The organism is Acidiphilium sp. 34-64-41 (assembly GCF_002282635.1).
GTDB classification, from domain to species: Bacteria; Pseudomonadota; Alphaproteobacteria; order Acetobacterales; family Acetobacteraceae; genus Acidiphilium; species Acidiphilium rubrum.
Map to the genome: position 1 here is coordinate 1 of NZ_NCJX01000019.1, position 18,023 is coordinate 18,023.

The 18,023-nt window shown below is 65.1% G+C and carries 18 protein-coding genes and 1 pseudogene; 15 read left to right on the top strand and 4 right to left on the bottom strand.

What is annotated here, in order from left to right; genetic code table 11:
• Both B7X49_RS05765 and B7X49_RS05770 read left to right on the top strand, forming a co-directional pair.
• On the top strand, positions 1-511 hold a 511-nt coding region (locus B7X49_RS05765), incomplete at its 5' end, for a hypothetical protein (RefSeq protein WP_286838580.1).
• Positions 512-723: 212 nt separating this feature from the next.
• Positions 724-1,341 carry a PEP-CTERM sorting domain-containing protein gene (locus B7X49_RS05770; RefSeq protein ID WP_286702633.1) on the top strand — a complete coding sequence of 206 codons (618 nt, stop codon included), beginning with the start codon at positions 724-726 and terminating at the stop codon, positions 1,339-1,341.
• 44 nt (positions 1,342-1,385) lie between these two features.
• Here B7X49_RS05770 and moaA read toward each other — a convergent pair whose 3' ends face one another.
• Positions 1,386-2,387, bottom strand: a complete 1,002-nt coding sequence (gene moaA, locus B7X49_RS05775) for a GTP 3',8-cyclase MoaA (protein WP_286702702.1) — start codon at positions 2,385-2,387, stop codon at positions 1,386-1,388.
• Between the two features lie 195 nt (positions 2,388-2,582).
• Between moaA and B7X49_RS05780 the strand changes: the two genes are divergently transcribed.
• Positions 2,583-3,167, top strand: a complete 585-nt coding sequence (locus B7X49_RS05780; protein WP_175612082.1) for a DUF1013 domain-containing protein — start codon at positions 2,583-2,585, stop codon at positions 3,165-3,167.
• 65 nt (positions 3,168-3,232) lie between these two features.
• Here the strand turns inward: B7X49_RS05780 and B7X49_RS05785 are convergent, their stop codons facing one another.
• A complete protein-coding gene (locus B7X49_RS05785) occupies positions 3,233-3,400 on the bottom strand; it encodes a YdcH family protein (RefSeq protein ID WP_076454376.1) in 168 nt (55 codons plus the stop codon).
• A gap of 195 nt (positions 3,401-3,595) precedes the next feature.
• Between B7X49_RS05785 and B7X49_RS05790 the strand changes: the two genes are divergently transcribed.
• Genes B7X49_RS05790 through B7X49_RS05800 form a run of 3 tightly spaced genes read left to right on the top strand, consistent with a single transcriptional unit; the run spans position 3,596 to position 5,423 of the window.
• A complete protein-coding gene (locus B7X49_RS05790; protein ID WP_029310831.1) occupies positions 3,596-3,799 on the top strand; it encodes a YdcH family protein in 204 nt (67 codons plus the stop codon).
• The gene (gene purE / locus B7X49_RS05795) at positions 3,796-4,281 is read left to right on the top strand and encodes a 5-(carboxyamino)imidazole ribonucleotide mutase (protein WP_286702634.1); all 486 of its coding nucleotides are present in this window, start codon (positions 3,796-3,798) and stop codon (positions 4,279-4,281) included. Before B7X49_RS05790 ends, purE begins: the two co-directional genes overlap by 4 nt.
• Before the next feature lie 2 nt (positions 4,282-4,283).
• Entirely contained in the window at positions 4,284-5,423 is a 1,140-nt protein-coding gene (locus tag B7X49_RS05800; protein WP_286838584.1) for a 5-(carboxyamino)imidazole ribonucleotide synthase, read from the top strand.
• 5 nt (positions 5,424-5,428) lie between these two features.
• On the opposite strand, the gene B7X49_RS05805 is transcribed toward B7X49_RS05800, so the two are convergent.
• Both B7X49_RS05805 and B7X49_RS05810 read right to left on the bottom strand, forming a co-directional pair.
• On the bottom strand, positions 5,429-7,006 hold the full coding sequence (locus B7X49_RS05805) for a cisplatin damage response ATP-dependent DNA ligase (protein ID WP_286702636.1): 1,578 nt from the start codon (positions 7,004-7,006) through the stop codon (positions 5,429-5,431).
• Positions 7,007-7,172: 166 nt separating this feature from the next.
• Positions 7,173-8,192: a ligase-associated DNA damage response exonuclease gene (locus tag B7X49_RS05810; protein ID WP_286702637.1), complete on the bottom strand. Its 1,020-nt coding sequence runs from the start codon at positions 8,190-8,192 to the stop codon at positions 7,173-7,175.
• Between the two features lie 121 nt (positions 8,193-8,313).
• Here B7X49_RS05810 and B7X49_RS05815 point away from each other — a divergent pair.
• The 9 genes and pseudogenes from B7X49_RS05815 (at position 8,314) to B7X49_RS05855 (ending at position 18,008) form a co-directional block, all read left to right on the top strand.
• Positions 8,314-10,667, top strand: a pseudogene (locus B7X49_RS05815) (ligase-associated DNA damage response DEXH box helicase).
• A gap of 28 nt (positions 10,668-10,695) precedes the next feature.
• A complete protein-coding gene (locus B7X49_RS05820; protein WP_286838586.1) occupies positions 10,696-11,019 on the top strand; it encodes a hypothetical protein in 324 nt (107 codons plus the stop codon).
• Positions 10,973-11,311, top strand: coding sequence for a hypothetical protein (locus B7X49_RS05825; RefSeq protein WP_286838589.1), 339 nt, complete (start codon positions 10,973-10,975; stop codon positions 11,309-11,311). The genes B7X49_RS05820 and B7X49_RS05825 overlap by 47 nt, the downstream gene beginning before the upstream one ends.
• Entirely contained in the window at positions 11,311-12,729 is a 1,419-nt protein-coding gene (locus B7X49_RS05830; RefSeq protein WP_286702640.1) for a deoxyribodipyrimidine photo-lyase, read from the top strand. The genes B7X49_RS05825 and B7X49_RS05830 overlap by 1 nt, the downstream gene beginning before the upstream one ends.
• Complete coding sequence (locus B7X49_RS05835; RefSeq protein ID WP_286702641.1) at positions 12,726-14,018, top strand: NAD(P)/FAD-dependent oxidoreductase; 1,293 nt, start codon at positions 12,726-12,728, stop codon at positions 14,016-14,018. The genes B7X49_RS05830 and B7X49_RS05835 overlap by 4 nt, the downstream gene beginning before the upstream one ends.
• Positions 14,015-14,782 (top strand): DUF1365 domain-containing protein, encoded by a 768-nt coding sequence (locus tag B7X49_RS05840; RefSeq protein ID WP_286702642.1) that lies wholly within the window; start codon positions 14,015-14,017, stop codon positions 14,780-14,782. The genes B7X49_RS05835 and B7X49_RS05840 overlap by 4 nt, the downstream gene beginning before the upstream one ends.
• Entirely contained in the window at positions 14,779-15,996 is a 1,218-nt protein-coding gene (locus tag B7X49_RS05845; protein WP_286702643.1) for a cyclopropane-fatty-acyl-phospholipid synthase family protein, read from the top strand. Before B7X49_RS05840 ends, B7X49_RS05845 begins: the two co-directional genes overlap by 4 nt.
• Complete coding sequence (locus tag B7X49_RS05850; protein WP_286702644.1) at positions 15,997-17,319, top strand: MFS transporter; 1,323 nt, start codon at positions 15,997-15,999, stop codon at positions 17,317-17,319.
• On the top strand, positions 17,316-18,008 hold the full coding sequence (locus B7X49_RS05855; protein ID WP_286702645.1) for a metallophosphoesterase: 693 nt from the start codon (positions 17,316-17,318) through the stop codon (positions 18,006-18,008). The genes B7X49_RS05850 and B7X49_RS05855 overlap by 4 nt, the downstream gene beginning before the upstream one ends.
• Positions 18,009-18,023: the final 15 nt, after the last annotated feature.

The window sequence follows — 18,023 nt, forward strand, 5'->3', positions numbered from 1 at the left end:
CGCCGTCAACCAGGGCCACGCGCAACACCTTCCGGGGGCCAAAATCATCGCCATCTGGCAGCGCCTCACCAGCATCGCCGCCCGCTTCGCGCGCGCTGTATTGCGCGGCCCCACCTCAAGCCGCCCACGCCTCACGCCCGCCAAACCCAACCGCGCCAAACGCTCCTCCCTGCCGGATGGCTTCGGCTGGCTCCCCCGCGTTTTCCCCGGCACGCACGACATGCCCGCCGCCGTCACCTACCCCGCCCAGCAACTCCGCGATCTGCTCGCCGACACCACCATGGCCGAACTGATCGAAACCAACCCCGCCATCGGCCGCATCCTCCGCCCCCTGTTCGAGGCCCTCGGCATCGAACGCCCCGCCATCCTCGCCATCCCAACCACAGCCCCGGCCCGATCACGCCCCGCCGCAACCATCGCATCACCACCCCCCACCGCCTGGCCCGCCCGCCAGCCGCCCGAGCCAGGCTTCACCATCGAAACCGGCTACATCCAAAAATCCGCCGCGTGACCAAAACAAATTCGCACGTCCATTTCGTTACGATATCGTACCAAAAACGCGGGCCAATCGGCCGCCAACGTCTCATATCTGTCAAAAAACTTTACACTCGCCCGGAAGTCCACTTTTAACATCATGAAATAGAAGAATATTATTTTTGGCACGGATGTTGCTTAGTTTTAAAACGATCATTATATCCGCCAGAATTCTCCCAGGAGACCATCATGACTTTCCCGAAACTGCTCGCATTCACCAGCCTAGCCGCATTCCTCGCGATCGGCACGGCCCAGGCCACCATCATTTCCGGCACCGGCACCTTCGCCGACACTGGATCGACCACCAATAAACTGAACTTCACCGGCACGGTGAACAACGCCGACATCACCAACCTCAACCTCGCGCTGGGTCAAAAAATCACCTTCGACGATTTCCTGACCATCACAGCGACGGACAACGCCGCCAGCTTCTTCGGCACGACGCGCAAAGACACGCTTGCCACGGATTTCACCTTTACTTTACCGACGGACGCCACCGGCAGCGTCACCGGCAAAGGCATTGACACGGCATTCAGCGTGTTCGGCTATATCACCGGCAGTACCGGCGACATCGTCTGGAACAATCCTGGCGAAGTTGATTTCGCCGATGGCGCGATTCTCGACATTTCACTAAGCCACGCGGAATTCGGGTCCTTGTGGAGCCCCGTCGCGAAAAATATTAGCGTCGACGCAACCTTCCAGCTCGTCAAGGCACCCATCCCGGTCCCCGAACCCGGCTCGTTCCTGCTGCTCGGCACCGCTCTCGCCGGTCTCGGACTCGTGCTGCGCCGCCGCACCAAAGCCTGATCGAACGCGTTTGAATACCCGGTGGATCACCATCCACCGGGTCCCTACCCCCCGGTCACGCTCATATGCCGCGCCAGCGCCGGCCGGTTATGCGCCCGGTCGATCACGAAATCATGACCCTTCGGCTTGCGCGCAATCGCCGCGCGGATCGCACCTTCGAGCACCGCATCATCATCCGAACCGCGCAGCACCTTGCGCAGATCCGCCGCATCCTCCTGCCCGAGGCACATATACAAAGTCCCCGTGCAGGTCAGCCGAACCCGGTTGCACCCTTCGCAGAAATTATGCGTGAGCGGCGTAATGAACCCCAGCCGCGTGCCGGTCTCCGCCACATCGAAATACCGCGCCGGCCCGCCGGTCACATAATCGGTCGGCGTCAGCGTCCAGTTCGCCGCAAGCCGCTGGCGCACCAGCGACAACGGCAAATACTGATCCATCCGGTCGCCATCGATCTCACCCAGCGGCATCGTCTCGATCAGGCAAAAATCAAATCCGTGCTCACCGCACCAGCCAAGCATCCGATCGAACTCATGCTCATTCACATCCTTCAGCGCCACCGCGTTGATCTTGACCTTCAACCCCGCCGCCTTGGCCGCCATCACCCCTTCAAGCACCTGCGGCAGCCGCCCCCACCGGGTGATCGCCGCGAATTTCGCGACATCCAACGTATCGATACTCACATTAAGCCGCTTCACCCCGGCCGCCGCCAGCTCCTCGGCATAGCGCGCCAACTGACTACCATTGGTGGTCAAGGTCAGCTCATCGAGCCCCGGTTCGCCTGGTTTCGCACCAATCTGCAATCCCAGCCGATTGACCAGCGCCATCACCCCGCGCCGCACCAGCGGCTCACCACCGGTCAGCCGCAATTTCCGCACTCCGAGTCCAACGAACGCGGTGGCCAGCCGTTCCAACTCCTCGAGCGACAACAAATCGCCCTTGGGCAGAAAATTCATATCCTCCGCCATGCAATAGACACAGCGAAAATCGCACCGGTCGGTGACGGATATCCGCAAATAAGTTATGGCACGGCCAAACGGGTCGATCATATCTGTCATCTTTACCCGTGAGCGCGGAAACGCAAGGGATAAACCATCCAAACGGTCACGCACAGGCGGCCTGCGCCGATCGCAGCGCGGCATGGCTTGACCAGAGTGTCATATCTGCACCATATCAAAAAGGCTATTGTATGTCGGCTGTGCCGAGGCACGAACTTGGCCGCCTGCCGCTCTCTCTGAGGTATGATCATGACGCTACCCTTGATGCCGAAAGCCACCGCCGTGTGGTTGATCGAAAAGACCGCGCTGACCTTCGAGCAGATCGCGGATTTCTGCGGCATGCACCCGCTCGAAATCCAAGCCATCGCCGATGGTGAGGTCGCGCAGGGCATCGTCGGCTACGATCCGGTCGCCAACAAACAGACCACCGCGGAACAGATCAAGCGCTGCGAAGCCGACCCCGCCGCCCGGCTGAAAGTGCTGGAAGCCGCCAACCCCGGCGCCAAACGCAGCAAGGGAGCACGCTACACTCCCGTCGCCAAGCGGATCGACCGGCCGGACGCCATCGCCTTCGTGCTGCGCAACTATCCGCTGGTGCAGGATGCCGCGATCGTCAAACTGCTCGGCACCACGAAAGAAACCATCCAGAAAGTGCGCGAGCGCAGCCACTGGAATTCCGCCAACATCAAGCCGCGCGACCCGGTCATTCTCGGACTGTGCAAGCAATCGGACCTGAACGACGCGGTCAACGCCGCCAATACCCGCGCGGTCCGCGAAGGTCAGCCGATCCCGCCGCCCTTGCCGGCACACGCGGAAGATGAAGCCGCCTGAAATCGAAACGGCCGGAGCGGCTGAGCCGCTCCGGCCGCGCTGATGTGACGATTTCGGTCGGTTTACTATCGCGTCCGCAGACGCTCCATTTCTTCCTTCAAACGGAGTTTTTCCAGTTTGAGCCGTGAGAGACTGTCGTCATCCGGTCGGGGCCGGCGATCTTCATCGGTAATCCGCGCATCGAGGCCGGCGTGGCGTTGCTTCAATGACTCGAGTCTCGCTTCCAAGCTCATCATTCACTCCTTTCCGAGAGTTGATCCAACGTGTGGAAGGCCCGGTGCCCGATCAAAGGCACCGGAACCGAGACTAGTCCCGCCGCGCGGCACTTGTCATCAAACTTTTATGCAAGGCTTCGGCAATACCCCCCATGGATCAGCGGCCGAAACCACGATAGGAGTTGAGCGCGACCCTGTGCTAAGGAGCCGATCATGCTGACCGACAAGGATAATCTGCTCCGTCATCTGCACGGGTTGCGCAGCGAGCATCGCGACCTCGATACCGTGATCGCACGGCTCGGCGACCACGCCGCGATCGATCAATTACAGGTCCAACGCCTCAAGAAGCGCAAACTGCTGCTGCGTGACCAGATCCTCCGGCTCGAAAGCCGCCTGATCCCCGATAATATCGCATGAACCCACCGCTCGTCGGCGTCATCATGGGCAGCCGGTCGGACTGGCCGACCCTGCAAGCCGCCACCGCCATGCTCGATGACCTCGCCATCCCCTACGAAGCCCGGGTGATTTCGGCGCACCGCACGCCCGAGCGCATGGTGGCCTACGCCAAATCGGCCAGCGCGCGCGGCCTGCACATCATCATCGCCGGCGCCGGCGGTGCCGCGCATCTGCCCGGCATGGTCGCCTCGCTCACCACTTTGCCGGTGCTCGGCGTGCCGGTGGAATCCCACGCTTTGCGCGGCCAGGATAGCCTCTACTCGATCGTGCAGATGCCCGGCGGCATACCGGTCGCGACGTTTGCGATCGGCAAACCCGGTGCGATCAACGCCGGATTATTCGCGGCATCCATCCTCGCTCTGGCCGATCCCGCCCTCGCCGCCCGCCTCGCTGACTGGCGCGCCGCCCAGACCGCGCGCGTGCCCGAACTGCCGGAAGACTGACCATGAATTTCCCCCTACCGCCCAACGCAACCATCGGCATCGTCGGCGGCGGCCAACTCGGTCGGATGTCCGCCATGGCCGCCGCTCGGCTCGGCTATCGCTGCCATATTTTCACCCCCGAACCTGATGCCCCGGCCTCGCAGGTCGCGAGCTTGACGACGCTGGCCGATTATGATGACAACGCCGCCCTGATCCGCTTTGCCGAATCGGTCGATGTCATCACCTTCGAGTTCGAAAACGTCTCGGCCGAGGGTCTCGACCTGCTGGCCGAGCGCCGCCCGGTGCGCCCCGGGCCGGACATCCTGCGCATCAGCCAGGACCGCATCGCCGAAAAAACCTTCCTGAACGCCGCCGGCGTGCGCACCGCACCCTGGGCGCCGGTCGAATCGATCGCGCAACTCCAGGCCGCCATCGCCACCATCGGCCTGCCCGCCGTGCTCAAAACCACCCGCCTCGGCTACGACGGCAAGGGCCAGGCGCTGATCCGCACCGCTGGTGAAGCCGAAATGGCCTTCGCGCTGCTCAACCCGAAACCGCTCATCCTCGAAGGCTTCGTCGATTTCGCCTGCGAATGCTCGGTCATCGTCGCGCGCGGCGCCGATGGCGCCAGCACCGCGTTCGACACCGTGGAAAACCGCCACCGCGACCACATCCTCGACCTCACCCTGGCCCCCGCCCCGTTCGACCCCGATCTGCGGCACGAAGCCCAGGCGATGGCGCTGCGCGTCGCCGATCACCTCGCCCTGGTCGGGCTGATGGCGGTGGAATTCTTCATCGACCGCGATGGCCGCATCCTCGCCAACGAAATCGCACCCCGCCCGCATAATTCCGGCCACTGGACGATCGATGCCTGCCCCGCGAGCCAGTTCGAGCTCCACATCCGCGCGGTCGCCGGCCTCGCCTTGCCCCAGGCGGTGCGCCATTCCGATGCGGTGATGAAAAACCTGGTTGGCCCGGCCGATATCGCGCTCTGGCCACAAATCGTCGCAACCCAAGGCCTCATCCCGCATCACTACGGCAAAACCGCCGCCCGCGAAGGCCGCAAGCTCGGCCACGTCAACACGCTGTTCCCGCACGGCGCGCTGCCGGGCGCCTTCGGCATCGCGGCCGCGCTGGGCGTTCTGGCCGCAGACGAACCCTGATCGGTTCAGACCGCAGCGGCGCCGATCAACCGCGTCGCGGTTTCCAGCCGGTCCGCTTCGGCGACAGGCTTGTCGAGCCGCAGCCGCAAAATTCGTGGAAACCGCAGCGCGATGCCTGATTTGTGTCGGCTTGAGCGCTGGGCGGCGTCGAAGCCGATTTCAAGCACGATGCCGTGTTCCACCTCGCGCACCGGCCCGTAGGTCGCGACGGTATGGGTGCGGATCCATTTATCCAGCACCAGCAATTCGGCATCGGTGTAACCGGAATACGCCTTGCCGATCGGCACCAGCCGACCTTCCTCGGTCCAGACGCCGAAGGTGTAATCCGAATAGAATGAGCTTCGCCTGCCATGGCCGCGCTGGGCGTACATCAGCACGCAGTCGAGGCTGAGCGGATCGCGTTTCCATTTCCACCAATGGCCCTTCGGCCTGCCGGCGAGATAGGGGCTTGCGGCGGCCTTGAGCATCAGCCCTTCGATGCCGTCATCACGCGCGGTGGCGCGCAGACCGGCGAGATCGGCTTCAGTTTCGAAGTCGATCTGCGGCGAAATATCCATCCGTGCCGGGGTGGTCGCGGCAAACCAGGCCTCCAGCCGGGCGCGGCGCTGATCGAACGGCAGGCCGCGCAGATCCGCGGCACCGTCGAACAGCATGTCATAGAGCCGCACGGCGACAGGATATTCGGCGCGCGCCTTGGCACTGACGATCTTGCGGTTGAGCCGTTGCTGCAAATCGGCGAACGGGGCGACCACACCATCTCTCATCACTAGCAATTCACCATCGAGCACCGCGTTGAATTCCATCGCGGCGAGGATTTCCGGAAAACTCGCTGAAATATCATCAGCACCGCGCGAATACAGCCGCTTGCCGCCAGGCGTTGCGACCAGTTGGACGCGGATGCCATCCCATTTCCATTCCGCCCGGTAGGCCGACCAGTCGAGGCTTGCGCGGTCAACCTCCTCGATCGGGTGGGCGAGCATCGGCGGGCGGAACACCGGCGTGGTACCAGGATCGGGCCGCAGCGCGCGGCGTTCCAGCCAATCGAACAGCGTGGGATAGGGCGGCAGCAGACCGTGCCAGATCTCCTCGATCTGATCGACCTCGACATCGAAGCGTTGTGCGAGGGCGAGCTTGGCCAGCCGCAGCGACGCGCCGACCCTGAGGCCGCCGGTGATCAGCTTGATCAGCGCGATGCGGGTCGAAACGTCGCTCGCATCCAGCCAAGTGGCGATGAGCGCGGGGATTGCATCGCGCGGGGTCTGGCGAAGCTGGTCGACCACCGCGGGTAGTTCCGGCGGCGCTTCGATGGCCGCTTTTGGCCAGATCAGCGCAATGGCCTCGGCAAGGTCACCGACATAGTCGTAAGATAAGGCAAACAATTCCGGATCGACGCGGGTTGCGACCAAGGCGCGTAGCGCCGCCGGTTTCGCGCCCGGAAAATCAAGTTTGCCGGCGATTGCGGCCAGGGCGTAGCCGCGTTCGGGATCGGGGCGCGTGCCGAAGTAATCGGCCAATAGCGCGATTTTGGCGTTGCGGCCTTGGGTGTAGAGCAGGCGCTCCAGGAGGTCGGCGAAAGGCTTCATCAGGGCGAAGGCAAGGAAAGGGGAAGACTTCTTTTTGTGAACAAAAAGAAGCAAAAAAACTTTGATTCATTGGGCCCATCCCCATGAAACCACCCATGCCCCAAATCAACAAAAGTTTTTTGCTTCTTTTTTACAAAAAAGAAGTCTTTCCTTCCCTTCCTATCGCTCACGCATCATCCCCCTCATCGCCATACCCGATCAAACTCAACGCCCGCCCGCGCCGCCCCATCAGACCAAGCTGATAGATCAGCGCGGCCTCGTTGCCGTGCGTGACCCAGATTTCCGGGGCCTGTACGTCGATCACGGTGGCCAGCAACTCATCCCAATCGGCGTGATCGGAGATGATCAGGGGTAGTTCCACCCCGCTCGCCTTGGCGCGCTGGCGCACCCGCATCCAACCCGAAGCGACCGCGACCACCGGATCATCCAGCCGGCGTGCCCAGCGATCCGCGACGGCGGAGGGCGGCGCGATCACCACGGCACCGCGCAGCGCGGCTTTGTCGGCCACCGTGGCCGGGCGGAGATCGCCCAGATCGATGCCGAGTTCGCCGTACAAATCGCATAGTTTCGCCAATGCCCCGTGCAGGTAGATCGGCGCGTCGTAGCCGGCGGCGCGCAGCAGGGCGATCATGCGCTGTGATTTGCCGAGGCCGTAAGCGCCGATCAGATGCGGCCGTTCGGGAAACACGCTCATCGAATGCAGCAGCTTGGCGATTTCCTTGTCGGTATCGGGGTGGCGGAACACCGGCAGGCCGAACGTCGCCTCGGTGACGAACACGTCGCACGCGACCGGCACGAAGCCAGCGCAGGTGGGGTCGGCGCGGCGCTTGTAATCGCCGGACACCACGGCGCGGCTGCCCTGATAGGTCATCACCACCTGGCACGAGCCGAGCACATGGCCGGCCGGCACCAGGCTGACATCGACATCGCCGATCCGCAGCACCTCGCCAATCGCGAGCGCCTGCTGGGTGATGCCCGCCCTGCCCTCGCCCATCCGCGCCCGCATGATCGCCAGCGTTTCGACGCTGGCGAGCACGTGAACATGACCCGGCCGAGCGTGATCGGCATGGCCATGGGTGATGATCGCCCGGTCGACCGCGCGCGTCGCATCGATGAAAAAGCCGCCGGGGAGGCAGAACAGGCCTTCGGGGCGGGGTTGGAGCCAGGTTTCGGGGTGCGGTGCCACTGGGTTCAGATGGACGGTGATTGCGAAAATAACCAGGGTGATTAGACTGCAAATCGTGAACAAAAGCAAAACATCGCTGCCGGCGCGGTTCGGTGACTGGTTTGCGGCGCGGGGTTGGCTGGTGCGGCCACATCAGCTTGCGGTGCTCGATGCGGTCGGCGCGGGTGAGAATGCGCTGCTGATTGCACCGACCGGCGGCGGCAAGACGCTGGCCGGTTTTCTGCCGAGCCTGATCGCTCTGGCTGATGATCCGCGCCCCAGGCTGCACACGCTCTATATCAGCCCGTTGAAGGCGCTGGCCACCGATATTGCGCGCAATCTCGAAGCGCCGATCGCCGAGATGGCGCTGCCGATCCGCGTTGAAACCCGCACCGGCGATACGCAGGCGAACCGGCGGGCGCGCCAGCGCAGCGATCCGCCGCATATTCTGCTGACCACGCCGGAGAGCCTCGCCTTATTGTTGTATCAGCCCGAGGCAGCGGATTATTTCGCCGATCTCGCGGTGATCGTGATCGATGAGATCCACGCGCTCGCCGGCACCAAGCGCGGCGATCAACTGGCGCTCGGCCTCGCGCGGCTGCACGCGCTGGCGCCGGCGGCGCTGCGGATCGGGCTGTCCGCCACCGTCGCGCATCCGGGCGCGATGCGGGACTGGCTCTCGCCCGACGGCATCGGCGGTGTGACGCGATTGGTGCTCGGTGAGGCCGGTGCTGCGCCCGAGATCGGCCTGCTGATCGCACCGGGGCGGATGCCGTGGTCGGGCCATATGGGGCTGATGGCGGCCGAGGCGATTTTGCAGCAGATCCGTGGCGCGCGCATGACGATCGTGTTCGTCAACACCCGCGCGCAGGCGGAGCTGATGTTCGAGGCGCTGTGGCGGCACAATGAGGAAACGCTGCCGATCGCGCTGCATCATGGCAGTCTCGATGTGAGCCAGCGCCGCAAGGTCGAGGCGGCGATGGCGGCCGGGCGGCTGCGCGCGGTGGTGGCGACCTCATCGCTCGATCTCGGGATCGATTGGGCCGCGGTCGATCAGGTGATCCAGGTCGCGGCCCCCAAGGGCATGTCGCGGCTGATGCAGCGGCTGGGCCGGGCCAATCACCGGCTGGATGAGGCTTCGCGCGCGCTGCTGGTGCCGGCCAACCGGTTCGAGGTGCTGGAATGCGCCGCCGCGATCGAAGGGGTGGCGGCACTTGATCTCGATGGCGATCCGCCGCGACCAGGCGCGCTCGATGTGCTGGCCCAGCACGTGCTGGGGTGCGCGTGCGCAGCCCCGTTCCACCCGGATGAATTGTACGCCGAGGTGACGATGTGGTTCACTATGTCGAAGATGGCGGCTACGCGCTCGCGGTCTATGAGCGCTACCGAAAATTGTTCCGTGATTCCGAAGGGTTCATGCATGTGCGCCACGCGCGCATCGTGCGGCAGTTCCGCATGAATATCGGCACCATCGTCGAGGCGCCGGTGCTGAAGGTGCGGTTGGGCGGCGGGCGCGGCGGGGGCATCACGCTCGGCGAGATCGAGGAATATTTCGTCACCATGATGAGCCCGGGCGATACGTTTTTGTTCGCGGGGCGGCGGCTGGTGTTTCTCGGCATTCGCGAAACCAGCGTGATGGCGGCGGATGGCGGCACCGGCGAGCCGAAAATTCCCGCCTATGTCGGCGGGCGGATGCCGCTGAGCACCAACCTCGCCAACCGGGTGCGCGCCATGCTGCACGAGCCCGCGCAATGGCGGCATTTTCCGGATCAGGTGCGCGAATGGCTGGAACTCCAGGCATGGCGATCATCCCTGCCCGGCCCCGATGATCTGCTGGTCGAGACGTTTCCGCGCGGCGGGCGCTGGTACATCGTCGCCTATTGTTTCGAGGGGCGGCAGGCGCATCAGGCGCTCGGCATGTTGATCACCCGGCGGCTGGAACGGTTCGGCGATCAGCCTTTGGGGTTCGTTGCGACCGATTACGTGCTCGGCGTGTGGTGCGCGCGCGAACCGCACGACATCGCCCGGCTGTTCGAGGAGGACATGCTCGGCGATGATCTCGAAGCGTGGATGGCGGAAAGCACCATGCTCAAGCGCAGCTTCCGCAACGTGGCCGTGATCGCCGGGTTGATCGAGCGGACGCATCCGGGCGGCGAGCGCAGCCGTAGACAAGTCAGTATCAATACCGATCTGATTTACGATGTGCTCCGCAAACATGACCCCACCCATATCCTGCTCCGCGCAACAAGGGCGGACGCCGCGCATGGGCTGGTCGATCTGGCGCGGATCGCCGGGATGCTGGCGCGGGCGCGCGGACGGATCACGCACCGGCGGCTCAAGCGCGTCTCACCGCTGGCCGTGCCGGTGCTGCTCGAAATCGGTCGCGAGCAGATTCGCGGCGGCGAGGCGGAGGACGCGCTGCTGGCCGAAGCCGAGGCCCTGCTCGCCGAGGCCGGGATCGAGGATGATGTCGCATCAAGTGTCCATCTGGCGTGACACGGCACAATATGGAATGGAGGCGGTTATGAATGCTGCCCCGATTCACCGTGCCGGTCATCGTTTCATGCTCGACCCCGCCGGGGTGGTGTTCTGGCCCGCGCGCCGGACGTTGATCCTGGCCGATCTGCATCTGGAAAAAGCCTCGTCGAGTGCCGCGCGCGGTACGCTGGTGCCGCCGTACGATACGCGGGCGACGCTGGACCGGCTGGCGCTGCTGCTGCGGCGCTACGCGCCGGAGGTGGTGATCGCGCTCGGCGATTCGTTCCACGACGATCAGGGCCACGCGCGTCTGGCGGCCGAGGATGCGGCGCGGCTGGCGCGGTTCGAGGCGGCGCACCCTGCGCGATGAGGCCTGGGTGTTCCGCCATCAAGCTGAGGCGCTGGAGACCGGGCAGGTCGAGTTTTCCGGCCATTTTCATCCCAAGGCGCGAATCGCGACACGGGCGGGTTCGATCGCGCGGCCCTGTTTCGTGACCGATCAGCACCGCGTGCTGCTGCCCTCGTTCGGCGCTTTTACCGGCGGGTTGGAGGTGACGGCGGCGCCGATCCGCGCGCTGTTCCCGCGCGGCGGGCAGGTGTTTCTGCTGAGCCGGGAGCGGGTGTTCGCGTTTCCGCTCGCACACGCAGCGAAAGCCGCATGATGGCGAGGAGTCTGGTCTGGCTGCGCAACGATTTACGGCTGGCCGATAACCCTGCGTTAGCGGCGGGGCTCGATGCGGGCGCGGTCGTGCTGGTGTTCGTGCTCGATCCCGCGGCGCAGTGGGGTGGGGCCGCGCTGTGGTGGCTGCACCGCTCGCTCGCGGCGCTGGCGCAGGATTGTGCGGCGCGCGGGGCGAAGCTCGTGCTGCGGCGTGGCGATTCGGTGGCGATCATCCCCGAACTCGCCGCATCGATCGGTGCTACCACGGTGCATGCCGGGCGGGCGCATGAGCCCTGGCTGCGGCGGGTCGATCGCGATGTGGCGGCCGCGTTGAAAGCGCGCGGTATCGGCTTTGAGCGGCATCGCTCGGCGCTGATGTTCGGTGCCGAGCAGATCCGCACGAAATCGGATGGCGTCTACGGCGTCTACACCCCGTTCTCGCGCGCGTGTTTCGAGGCGTTCGCACCGCGCGCGGCGATCGCGGCGCCCGAGCGCATTCCGGGCATTGCCGATGTCGCAAGCGATGCGCTGGAGGATTGGCATTTGCTGCCCCGCGCGCCGGATTGGGCGTGCGGGTTGCGCGACACCTGGCAACCCGGCGAGGCCGGCGCGCATGACCGGCTTGAGCAGTTCCTGCGTGACGGGCTCGAGGATTACGATCGCCGCCGCAACCTACCCGGCGAGACCGGCACCTCGATGCTGTCGCCGCATCTGCACTGGGGCGAAATCGCGATCGATGCGGTCTGGCGCGCGGCCGATGCGGTGGTGACCAAACGCCCTGACGGCAAGCACACATTTCTCAAGGAGCTGATCTGGCGCGAATTCGCCGCCTATCTGCTCTGGCATAATGAAACGCTCGATGAAGTGCCGATGAAGGACCAGTTCGTGGCGATGCCGTGGCGCGACGCCCCGGATGATCTGCGCGCCTGGCAGCGCGGCGTAACCGGTATTCCGATCGTCGATGCCGGGATGCGGCAACTCTGGCGGACCGGCTGGATGCACAACCGCGTGCGGATGATCACCGCCTCCTTCCTGGTCAAGCATCTGCTGATCCCCTGGCAGGCGGGCGCGGCGTGGTTCTGGGATTGTCTGGTCGATGCCGATGCCGCGTCCAACGCCGCCTCGTGGCAATGGGTGGCCGGGTGCGGTGCGGATGCGGCACCCTATTTCAGAATCTTCAACCCGGTGCTGCAAGGTGAGAAATTCGACCCGGAGGGTGCCTATGTCCGCCGCTTCGTGCCGGAACTCGCGCGCCTGCCCGATCGCGCGCTGCACGCGCCGTGGGACGCACCGGAGGCGGTGCTGCGCGGCGCCGGTGTTACGCTGGGCAAAACCTATCCGCGCCCGATCATCGACCTCAAAGCGGGGCGTGAGCGGGCGCTGGCGGCGTTCAAGACGATCGGAAAATCGGCGGCATGAGCAGTGAAAAACCAAAACTCGCGGTGATCGGCGCCGGCATCGCCGGGATGGCGATGGCATGGCTCGCGCGCGATGAGTTCGACGTCGTGCTCTACGAGGCCGAGGCGCGGCTCGGCGGCCATGCCGATACCCAATTGGTCACGCTCGATGGCATGGAGGTTGCGGTCGATACCGGGTTCATCGTGCTGAACGATCGGAACTATCCGAATCTCGAAGGATTTTTCAGGGAACTCGATGTCGCAACCCATGATACCGAAATGACCTTTGGCGTCTCGATCGGCGATGGCGCGCTGGAATACGGCGGCTCGAACCTCGCGCAATTATTCGCCCAGAAAACCAATCTGCTGCGGCCGCGCTTCTGGCGGATGATCCAGGACATTCTGCGCTTCAACCGCGAAGCCCCCGCGCTGTTGACCAGCGAGACCACCGAAACCCTCGGCGATTATCTCGATCGGAACCGCTACAGCGCCGGTTTCACCGAGGATCATATCCTGCCGATGGGGGCGGCGATCTGGTCGGCCTCGGTCGCCGGCATGCGGGCGTTTCCGGCCTGGCATTTCGTGCGATTTTTTCATAATCACGGTCTGCTGACCATCAACGACCGGCCGCAATGGCGCACCGTGACCGGCGGGTCGCGCATGTATGTCGCGAAGCTGCGTGCGGCACTCGGCGCACGGGTGCGCTCGGCGTCGCCGGTGCGCCGCGTCAGCCGCATGGGTGATCGGGTCAGCGTCAGCACCGATCATGATACAGCGATGTTCGATCAGATCGTGCTCGCCTGCCACGCAGATCAGGCGCTCGCGATGATCGAACAACCCACGCCCGAGGAACGTGCCCTGCTCGGCGCCGTCCGGTTTCAGGCGAACACCGCCGTTCTGCACACCGATCCTGCGCTGATGCCCCGGCGCAAAGCCGTGTGGTCGGCGTGGAATTACCTTTCGCGCGATGCGGCCGATCATGGCCAGGCGATCAGCGTGACCTATTGGATGAACGCGTTGCAGGGCATCAAGACCGCGAAACCCTTGCTGGTCAGCCTGAACCCGCTGATCCCGCCCGACCCGGCGCAGGTGCTGTTGCGGCGCGACTACACGCATCCGGTGTTCGACACGGCGGCGATGGCCGCACAGGCGGCGCTGCCGGGTATTCAGGGCGTCGATCGGCTATGGTTCGCAGGGGCCTGGACCGGCTGGGGCTTCCATGAAGATGGCATTGCCTCGGCGGTGCGCATCGCGCAGGCGCTCGGGCTTGGCATTCCCTGGCAGGCGCGCACGGAACGGCGCGCGGCATGAGCGGTGCGATGATCTATGCCGGATCGGTCGGCCATGTGCGCTACACCACGCCGCGCCATAAATTCGCCTACCGGCTGTGGATGCTCGCGCTTGATCTTGACGATCTCGATGGTCTGGCGCGGCGCAGCGCGATCTTCCGGCACAACCGGCCCGGACTGATCGGCATCAACGATCGCGACCACGGCCCGCGCGACGGCAGCGCCCTGCGCCCCTGGGTCGAGGCGGCGCTGGCGGAAAACGGGCTGGCGGCGTTCGGCGCGCGCATCCGTTTCATGACGATTCCCCGTATACTCGGTTATGCATTCAACCCGATTTCCTTTTATTTCTGCGCCGACGCCGATGGCAGGCTGGGTGCCGTGCTGCACCAGGTGAAGAACACGTTCGGCGATCAGGTGGGCTATCTCATCCCGGTGACCACGGCATCGGGACTGATCCGCCAGCGGGTCGCCAAGGCGATGCATGTATCCCCCCTGTTCGACATGCAGGGTCAGTATGATTTCACCTTCACCCGGCTGGAGCGGCGGTTTCGCATGAGCATCCGCTATGGTGCCGAAGCGCGCCGGATGAGTGCCGTGATGGCGCTCGATGCCGCGCCGGCGACCGACCGTGCGCTGCTCGGCCAGCTTGCCCGCATGCCATTGATGGCGGTCAAGGTGATCGCCGCGATCCATTGGGAGGCGATCAAGACCCTGGTTCGTGGTGCCAAATTTCATCGTGAACCGAAAGACTCTCACCCGACAATCGTCCGAGGAGACGCCGTATGAACGACGCCACCACTCTGTCCAACGCCGCCCTGCCGCGCGACCGCCGGCTGCGGCTGGGGCTCGGCATCGCCCGGATGATCAAGGCCGGCACGATCGAGGTGATCCTGCCGGATGGCTCGGTGCATCATTTCGCCGGCACCGAACCGGGGCCGAACGCCACCATGGTGGTGCGCGATGCGCGGATGATCGCGAAACTGTTGCTCGGCGGCAGCCTCGGTCTCGCCGAGGCCTATCTGGAAGGCTGGTGGGACAGCCCGAACCTGATCGATGTGCTGCGTTCGGGCACGGTGAACGAGGCGGCGTGGGAAGACATGCTGCGCGGCAAGCTCTGGGCGCGCGCGGTCAGCTATGTTGCGCATAAGTTGCGGCCGAACACCCGCAAGGGCGCGCGGCGCAATATCGCCGAGCATTATGACCTTGGTAATGATTTCTATGCATCATGGCTCGATGAAACCATGACCTATTCAGCTGCCGTGTTCGAAACCGGCGACTCCGGCCTAGCCGCTGCGCAGGAGCGGAAAATCCACCGCCTGTGCCGCGCGCTCGGCCTGAGCGAGGGGATGAACGTGCTCGAAATCGGCTGCGGCTGGGGTGGCTTCGCCGAAATTGCAGCGCGCGATTATGGCGCCAACGTCACCGGCATCACCTTGTCGCAGGAGCAACTCGACTACGGCCAGGCGCGCATCGCCCGCGCCGGGCTCGGCAACCGCGTCACTCTACGGTTGCAGGATTATCGCGACGTAACGGAAACCTTCGACCGGATCGCCTCGATCGAGATGTTCGAAGCGGTCGGCGAGCAATACTGGCCGACCTATTTCGATTGCGTGCGCGACCGGCTGAACCATGGCGGCCTCGCCGGGTTGCAGGTCATCACCATCGCCGACCGGTATTTCGACGATTATCGTTCGAGTGCCGATTTCATCCAGCGCTACGTGTTCCCCGGCGGCATGCTGCCCTCGCCCACAAGGTTCGGTCAGGAAATCGCCCGCGCCGGGTTGAAACTGCGCGACAGTTTCTGGTTCGGCCAGGATTACGCCGAAACCCTGGCGCGCTGGCAGCACGCGTTCCAGGCCGCGTGGCCGCAGATCGGCGCGATGTCGCGCCAGTACGACACGCGGTTCAAGCGGCTGTGGGAATATTATCTGGCGTATTGCGAGGCCGGGTTCCGCGCCGGTTGGACCGATGTGGGCCAGTTCGTGATCGCGCGAGGCTGATTGCCGAATTCTCGCCTCAGCCTCCGCACCAAGCTGATCTACGCAGCCCCCGCGCTGCCGCTGGCGATGCTCGGCCTGCCGCTGCTGGTGATCCTGCCGGATTTCTGGGCCGGATCGATGCATATGAACCTCGCCACGGTCGGCTTCGTGCTGACGCTCGTGCGGATTTTCGATGTCATCGTCGACCCCGCGATCGGCCGGTTTTCCGACCTCTCGCATAGTCGCTTCGGCCGGCGCAAACCATTCATGGCGGTGGCGATGCCGGTGGCGGCGATCGGCGCGGTCGGCCTGTTCTTTCCACCGCACGGGGCCGGCGCACTCTGGCTGCTCGTGTTCTACGCGCTGGTCACCTGGGGCTGGACCGCGCTGTCCCTGCCCTATTGGGCGTGGGGGGCTGAATTGTCGGATGACTATACCGAACGCCAGCGCATCACCTCGCTGCGCGAAGGCGGCACGATTGTTGGCATCCTGATTTCCGCGATCGCGCCGGTCGCCCTCGGCATCACCTCACATGTCGGCCAGGCGCATCTGCTGTCGCTGCTGACCATCGGGCTTGCGACACCCTTCGTGCTGTTCGCGCTGCTGCTCGTGCCCGACAAGCTGCCGACGCGGCGCACTGCCCCGGCCGGGCTCGGGCCGACCCTGAAACTGGTCGCCTCGAACGGCCCGTTCCGCCGGCTGATCCTCGCTTGGGCGGTGAACGGTCTGGCGAACGGGTTGCCGGCGGCGCTGATCCTGATCGTGTTCGACCAAATCCTGCATACGCCCGCCGCATCGGGGCCGCTGCTGCTGGTCTATTTCGCGGCGGGCGTGATCTCGGTGCCGTTTTGGCTGAAACTCGCGGCGCGGATCGGCAAGCATCAGACCTGGGCAGCGGCGATGGCGATGTCCGGCATCGCCTTCGCCTTCGTGCCGGCGATCCTGCACGTGCCGCATGTGCTGATCCTGTTCGGCATCATCAGCGTCTTCACCGGCGCTGGGCTGGGTGCGGATTTCACCATCCCGCCCGCGATCCAGGCCGATGTCGTCGATGTCGATGAAGCCGCGAGCGGCGAGCAGCGCGCCGGCATCTATTTCGCGGCCGCCACCATGGCCCAGAAGGCTGGCAACGCCCTCGCGCCGGGTCTCGCGTTTCCGCTGCTCGGCCTGGTCGGGTTCTCGACCCACGGCGGCAACGACGCGATGCAGGATGCCGCCCTGATGGTGCTCTATTGCGGCATCCCCTCTGCGCTGAAAATCGTCGCCGCGCTGATCATGCGCCGCTTTCCGATCGACCGCGCCGCCCAGCAGGATCTGCGCGCCGCGATCGCGGCACAGGCGTGACGCCGCCCGGCCGTATCCCCCCGGGCATCGGCCTGCGCATCGTGGGTGATGTCCACGGCGACGCCAAAGGCTTCGCCGCGGCGGCGGCGACCGATCGGTTCATCATCCAGCTCGGTGATCTGGTCGATGACGGGCCGGACACGCCCGGCGCGCTGCATCTGATGTTCGACCTGATCGACGCCGGGCGCGGCCTGTTTCTGCTCGGCAACCATGATTTCAAACTGGCCCGCGCGCTGCGGGGCGATGCCGTGCAGCGCGGCCCCGGCCTTGCCACCACGTTGGCCGCGCTCGATGCGGCCACCGCCGCGCGCACCCTGGCCGAAATCAGCCGCGCACCGGCGTGGCTCACCCTGCACAGCGCACTCTGCGTACACGGCGGGTTTCACCCCGCGATGCTCACCGAACCGGCCCCGCCGTTGCCGCCCGGCCGCGCCGGCCGCCTGCTCGCCCGCGCCCTGTTCGGCCAGACCACCGGCCGCGTCACCGGCGCCGGCAAGCCCGAACGCCTGCTCACCTGGGTCGACCGGATTCCGCCGGGCATCACGGTCTATTGCGGCCACGACCAACGCAGCACGGATGGCCGCCCGCTGCGCCTGACCGGGGCGCTCGGCGGCGTTGCCATGTTCCTGGACACCGGCGCCGGCAAGGGCGGCCATCTCTCCTGGATCGACCTGCCCCCGTTGAACTGAGCCGGGTTTCGTGCC